Origin of the sequence: Methanoregula sp., from assembly GCF_002835825.1 — an archaeon.
GTDB lineage: Archaea > Halobacteriota > Methanomicrobia > Methanomicrobiales > Methanospirillaceae > Methanoregula.
The window spans coordinates 1-1618 of record NZ_PIZH01000457.1 but is presented as its reverse complement, the minus strand read 5'-3'; the positions used below and the strand labels follow the sequence as shown (position 1 = coordinate 1618).

The 1618-nt window shown below is 58.5% G+C and carries 3 protein-coding genes; 2 read left to right on the top strand and 1 reads right to left on the bottom strand.

The features are described 5' to 3' along the window. Positions 1 to 16: 16 nt before the first annotated feature. Positions 17 to 559 (bottom strand): small multi-drug export protein, encoded by a 543-nt coding sequence (locus tag CW742_RS12255; protein ID WP_292420770.1) that lies wholly within the window; start codon positions 557 to 559, stop codon positions 17 to 19. 173 nt (positions 560 to 732) lie between these two features. Between CW742_RS12255 and CW742_RS12250 the strand changes: the two genes are divergently transcribed. Then, on the top strand, positions 733 to 1365 hold the full coding sequence (locus tag CW742_RS12250) for a type I 3-dehydroquinate dehydratase (RefSeq protein ID WP_292420768.1): 633 nt from the start codon (positions 733 to 735) through the stop codon (positions 1363 to 1365). A gap of 67 nt (positions 1366 to 1432) precedes the next feature. Then, a partial coding sequence (locus CW742_RS12245) for a hypothetical protein (protein ID WP_292420767.1) occupies positions 1433 to 1618 on the top strand: 186 nt, incomplete at its 3' end.

Below are 1618 nucleotides of genomic sequence, written 5' to 3'. Positions count from 1 at the left end.
GAGGAGACACAGGGTATCAGGCCACAGGAAGGAACACCATGGTTGCACCATGGGTCAGGAGGATGGTCACGATACTGGCGAAAATATACCCCGCCATGATAAGGATCGTTGCATAGTCGCGCCGCCATCCGAGAATGCAGGCTGCCGGGGCGCAGACATAGAATCCCAGTACTATCACGAGAGGAACGAGGCCAACGATACCATACTTCGCGAGAAACGGGGATGATTTTGCCCTGCTCCTGCTCTTTTCCAGGAAGCGTGCCACGCGTGGCCAGTGCGCCTCCAGGGCTCCGCAGAGGCAGAAGAGAAGGAGGGTGACCCCGAGCGCGATGCAGGAGAGCACGAAGAGGACGAAGATACGATCAAGGCCCCCGAAGATCCCGACCGGGGCTGCCCCGTACTCGATGATGAACGTGCTCGCCATGAGGGCCAGCGTTACCATCAGGGACTGGCCCGTGATATAGGCAACAGGCAGGGGGAGGAGGATAATGATGGCTGCGGATACTGCAAGCGTACCGGTGTTGTGCAAGGGGAAGTTGATCGGGCGTTTGTCATCCATGGGCTGCTGATACAGGATTTGATGTGCACTATCATAAACAGGTATCGTCGTTATAAATTTCCCGGGTATACCGGTTCATGGTCAGTCACCATGAAGTCCCGTCAATGGCCAGGGTCTGGGGCCTCACTTCCGGTACGCTTTTGTGGGTGAAAGGACAAGAGAATGATAGAATCATGAAGATTGTTGCCGCTCTCACGGATCCCGCGAAAGCAGCGCTGGCAGAACAACAGGGCGCCGACCTGGTGGAACTGCGCGTCGACCTGTACGATGGAGACCGCACGCAGCAGGTCAGGGATGCAAAAGCAGCAACGTCGCTTCCCGTTATCCTCACGCTCCGCTCCGCACAGGAAGGGGGGCGTTTTTTCGGAACACCGGAGGAGTGGATGAAGAATGTCGAACCGCTCCTTCCATTCGCAGACTATGTTGATATCGAGCAGCCGTTTGCCCGGGCCGCACCCGCGATCCGTGAAGCGGGAAAGAAGATCATTGCCTCGCACCATGCGGCCCGGATGGTCCCGCTTTACATCCTCTTTGTCATGGAGCGCGAGCTCCGGGCGTATGGCGATATCCCCAAGATCGTGGTCACCCCGGAGAAGGAGGAGGATGTGATCGAACTCCTCACCTTCACGCAGGCCGCAACCAAACCGATCTGCACTGGCGTGATGGGCGGACAGTTCCGGCACGCACGGGCCATGCTCCCGCTTGTTGGCTCCGAGTTCGTGTATTGTCACATGGGCGACACGACTGCAGAGGGCCAGTACTCGGTTGAGGAGTTCGTGCAGCTCCGGAAGATCCTGGGGCGCTGACCCGCCTCTCTCCCGTTTTTCGCATCCAAGCGTAAACCATAAGATAAGTAACCGCAGACCTTCCGTTATGAAATCATCGGCAATTTTCCTGTCAGGTCTGCTGGTCGTGCTTGCCGTACTCTTCGCCGGCTGCACATCCGGAACGGAAGCACCCCCGGCAACCCCTGTTGCAACCACCGCGACCCCGATCCCCACAACGCTGACTGCCACTGCCACCCCGACGCCCACCAGCCCGGCCGATGCGCCGATCGAT